Below are 3,806 nucleotides of genomic sequence, written 5' to 3'. Positions count from 1 at the left end.
GTCTGCTCGCGCTCGTCGTGACCGCCGCCGAGGCCGGCGCCGCGGTGACGGCCGACCGCGTCGATCTCGTCGATGAAGATGATGGCGGGCGAGTTCTCCTTGGCCTGCTGGAACAGGTCGCGGACGCGGCTCGCGCCGACGCCGACGAACATCTCCACGAAGTCGGAGCCCGAGATGGAGTAGAAGGGGACGCCCGCCTCACCCGCGACCGCGCGGGCGAGCAGCGTCTTGCCGGTTCCGGGAGGGCCGTACAGCAGCACGCCCTTGGGGATCCGCGCGCCGACGGCCTGGAACTTGGCGGGCTCCTTGAGGAAGTCCTTGATCTCCTGCAGCTCCTCGATGGCCTCGTCCGAGCCGGCGACGTCGTCGAAGGTGACCTTGGGGGTCTCCTTGGTGACCATCTTCGCCCGGGACTTGCCGAACTGCATGACCTTGTTGCCGCCGCCCTGCATGCCCGAGATCATGATCCAGAAGAACACGCCGATCAGCAGCGCGGGGATGAGGAAGCCGAGGATGTTGACCAGCCAGTTCGGCTGCGGGACCTCGTCGTCGTAGCCCTTGGGCAGGTTGGCGTCGTCGACCGCCTTCACGACGTCGGCGCCGCGCGGGGTCACGTAGTAGAACTGCACCTGGTTGCCGAGCGAGCCGTCCGCCTCTTTGAGGGTGAGGTCGACGCGGTTCTCACCGTCGACGATCTTCGCGCTGGACACCTTGTCCTGCTGCAGGAGCTCCAGACCCTTCTGGGTGCTGACGCCCTTGAAGCCCGACATCGTGATCAGGCTCGAGCCGATCCACACGGCGATGATCGCGAGCACGACGTACAGGATCGGGCCGCGGAAGATCTTCTTCACGTTCATGGTGCCCCCACAGTACCGCCTGCTCCTTGTGCACCGGCTGCGTGTTCGCTCTGGGCGCGCTTACCGCTCACGCGGTGCCGACGGGGAAGATGGACGGCCAGTACTCGGCGATCATCCCGCCCTCGACGCGCAGGAAGTCGTGGCCGGCGAACACCATGGTCTCGTCGCCCATCCTGCAGCGCACGAGCCACCGCGCGGCCACGACGCCGTCGCCCGACAGCGGGCCTGCCTGCACATCGAACTCCACGCTGTCGAACGCGTCGATGGTCTGCGCGATCGCCTGCGCGAACCCGCGCGGACCGACCACGTCGCCCTCCGGCCAGTGCCCGACCGCGTCGACCGCGATCAGCGGTTCGAGCGAGGCGTGCTTGTCGCTCCACGCGGCGAGCCAGCGCTCGTACAGCTCCCGGTCCGACTCCGTCGTCATGCGCTCATCCCACCACCGTCGCCGAGGGCGGCGCAAGGGTGCGGCCGCGGGCGCCGGTCAGCTGTAGACGGCAGGCGCGAGGATGCCGACGCCGCGCAGGTTGCGGTAGCGCTCGGCGTAGTCGAGGCCGTAGCCGACGACGAAGCTGTTCGGGATCTCGAAGCCGACGTACCTGACGTCGATCTCGACGCGGGCGGCGTCCGGCTTGCGGAGCAGGGTGAAGATCTCGATCGACTCCGGGCCACGGCTGCGGAGGTTGGAGAGCAGCCAGGAGAGGGTGAGACCCGAGTCGATGATGTCCTCGACGATCAGCACGGTCTTGCCGCTCAGGTCGGTGTCGAGGTCCTTGAGGATGCGGACGACGCCGCTCGACTCGGTGCCGCTGCCGTAGGAGCTGACGGCCATCCAGTCCATCGTGACCGGGATGCCGAGCTCGCGGGAGAGGTCCGCCATCACCATGACGGCGCCCTTCAGGACGCCGACCAGCAGGACATCCTTGCCTGCGTAGTCGCGTTCGATCTCACGGGAGAGCTCGGCGATGCGGGAGCGGATCTGCTCCTCGGTGATCAGAATCTCGGTCAGGTCGTCGTGAACGTCCGTGAGTTCCATGGGGGAGGCGCTGTCCTTAGGTGTTGGGGTGAAACGTGAGCAGCCCGTTCTGCCTGACCACTCTAACGCCTGGAAGGCTGAGCGGTCCCTGGCCGTGCCAGCCCGTGATCAGCTCGGCGACGGCGAGCGTGTTCGCGCGGGACAGCGACACCCCGAACTCCGCGGAGACGACCAGCCGGATGATCCGCTGCCGGAGCGCTGGCGGGTCCGCGGCCAGCCCGCGGACGTCGAGCGCGACGGCGCCGTCCTCCGTCTGGCTCACCAGCTCCAGCGCCCACTCCAGCGCCAGGCCGTCGAGGGCGTCGTCGTCCTCGCGCAGCTGCTCGGCGGTCCGGGCCAGCGCCTCGGCGACGCCGGGGCCGAGCTCCCGTTCGAGCACGGGGAGCACGCTGTTGCGTACGCGCACGCGCGTGTAGGAGGGGTCGTCGTTGTGCGGGTCGTCCCACGGCTCCAGCCCGCTGTCGGCGCAGAACGCGCGCGTGGTGGAGCGGCGCAGACCCAGGAACGGGCGCAGCAGGCGGCCGGTGTCCGCGCGCATCCCCTGCAGGCTGGACGGCCCGGAGCCGCGGGCCAGGCCGAGCAGGACCGTCTCCGCCTGGTCGTCGAGCGTGTGGGCGAGCAGGATGCGCTCGGCGCCGGTCGCGCGCAGCACGTCGTCGAAGGCGGCGTGACGGGCGGCGCGCGCCGCCGCCTCCGGTCCGCCCGCGGACGGCTCGACGGTCACGTATTCGAGGAACACCGGGTCGAGGCCGAGCGCGTGCGCCTTCGCGGCGGCCTCCTCCGAGACGGCGGCCGAGCCCTCCTGCAGGCCGTGGTTCACCACGACGGCGCCCGCCCGGTAGCCGGCGCGCGGCGCCTCGAACGCGGTCGCGGCGGCGAGCGCCAGCGAGTCCGCTCCCCCGCTCAGCCCCACCATCACGAGCGCGTTCGCGGTGAGCGGGCGCGGTCGCACCGGCCCGTGGTCGTCTTGCGGGTCCGGCTCCGGCAGGGCCGCGGCCTCCGCGAGCGCGGTGCGGACGGCGCGCCTGGCGTCGGCGATCGGCGGGGTGAGCCGGGGCCGCCTGCCCTCCGGCTCCGGGGACGCGTCGAGGTGCATCCAGTAACGTTAGTGCAGGATTTTCCCTGAAGTCTCAAGTCTTAAGGAGCAACGGCATGGCCGCATACGACGTCGTCATCGAGATCCCGAAGGGGAGCCGCAACAAGTACGAGGTGGACCACGAGACCGGCCGCGTGTACCTCGACCGCGTGCTGTTCACGGCGTTCGTCTACCCGACCGACTACGGCTACTTCGAGAACACCCTGGGCCTGGACGGCGACCCGGTGGACGCGCTCGTGCTGCTCGAGTACCCGGTCTTCCCGGGCGTCGGCGTCAAGGTGCGCCCGGTCGGCGTCCTGAACATGTCGGACGAGGCGGGCAGCGACGCGAAGGTCATCGCGGTGCCGCACAAGGACCCGCGCTGGCAGCACATCCAGGACGTGAACGACATCCCGGAGCAGACCCGCAAGGAGATCGAGCACTTCTTCGCCCGCTACAAGGACCTGGAGCCGGGCAAGTTCGTCAACATCGAGGGCTGGGGCGACGCCGCGGAGGCGGAGCGGATCGTCGAGGCCGGCTTCGAGAAGCTCAAGGCCGAGGGGCACTGACCGTCCCTCGCACACCAGCCGCCGAGCACAGGAAAAACGCTCCCGATCGACTCGATCGGGAGCGTTTTTCCGGTGCTCGGCGGCTGGGGTCGTGCGGAGGACGGGCAGTGACCCTCGGCCTTGTGCGTCTCGGAGCCGGCCTCGACGATCTGCTCCGCCTCCGCGGCGTCGCCCCAGCCCTCGATGTTGACGAACTTGCCCGGCTCCAGGTCCTTGTAGCGGGCGAAGAAGTGCTCGATCTCCTTGCGGGTCTGCTCCGGGATGTCGTT

At 69.8% G+C, this 3,806-nt stretch carries 5 protein-coding genes and 1 pseudogene; 1 reads left to right on the top strand and 5 read right to left on the bottom strand.

Annotated features, from left to right (window positions below; all coding sequences use genetic code 11):
• The 4 genes from ACTHMF_RS02615 to tilS all read right to left on the bottom strand — a co-directional run.
• The coding region (locus ACTHMF_RS02615; RefSeq protein WP_440316183.1) for an ATP-dependent metallopeptidase FtsH/Yme1/Tma family protein at positions 1–857 on the bottom strand (857 nt) is incomplete at its 3' end.
• Between the two features lie 67 nt (positions 858–924).
• Positions 925–1,284, bottom strand: coding sequence for a nuclear transport factor 2 family protein (locus ACTHMF_RS02610; protein WP_314146513.1), 360 nt, complete (start codon positions 1,282–1,284; stop codon positions 925–927).
• A 57-nt stretch (positions 1,285–1,341) separates the two neighbouring features.
• Complete coding sequence (gene hpt, locus ACTHMF_RS02605; RefSeq protein ID WP_314146514.1) at positions 1,342–1,893, bottom strand: hypoxanthine phosphoribosyltransferase; 552 nt, start codon at positions 1,891–1,893, stop codon at positions 1,342–1,344.
• A 16-nt stretch (positions 1,894–1,909) separates the two neighbouring features.
• Positions 1,910–2,989, bottom strand: a complete 1,080-nt coding sequence (gene tilS / locus ACTHMF_RS02600) for a tRNA lysidine(34) synthetase TilS (RefSeq protein WP_440316182.1) — start codon at positions 2,987–2,989, stop codon at positions 1,910–1,912.
• Positions 2,990–3,045: 56 nt separating this feature from the next.
• On the opposite strand from tilS, the gene ppa reads away from it, so the two are divergent.
• The gene (ppa, locus tag ACTHMF_RS02595; protein WP_440316181.1) at positions 3,046–3,537 is read left to right on the top strand and encodes an inorganic diphosphatase; all 492 of its coding nucleotides are present in this window, start codon (positions 3,046–3,048) and stop codon (positions 3,535–3,537) included.
• A 107-nt stretch (positions 3,538–3,644) separates the two neighbouring features.
• On the opposite strand, the pseudogene ACTHMF_RS02590 reads toward ppa, so the two are convergent.
• A pseudogene (locus ACTHMF_RS02590) lies at positions 3,645–3,806 on the bottom strand (inorganic diphosphatase); the annotation flags it as partial.

It is taken from the genome of Leifsonia sp. (assembly GCF_051955155.1).
GTDB lineage: Bacteria > Actinomycetota > Actinomycetes > Actinomycetales > Microbacteriaceae > Leifsonia.
This window is presented reverse-complemented; position numbering and strand designations above follow the sequence as displayed.

Bases quoted from the DNA above. Each gene is read 5' to 3' on its own strand.
- tilS (WP_440316182.1), bottom strand. From the start codon at position 2,989: ATGCACCTCGACGCGTCCCCGGAGCCGGAGGGCAGGCGGCCCCGGCTC.
- ppa (WP_440316181.1), top strand. From the start codon at position 3,046: ATGGCCGCATACGACGTCGTCATCGAGATCCCGAAGGGGAGCCGCAAC.
- hpt (WP_314146514.1), bottom strand. From the start codon at position 1,893: ATGGAACTCACGGACGTTCACGACGACCTGACCGAGATTCTGATCACC.
- ACTHMF_RS02610 (WP_314146513.1), bottom strand. From the start codon at position 1,284: ATGACGACGGAGTCGGACCGGGAGCTGTACGAGCGCTGGCTCGCCGCG.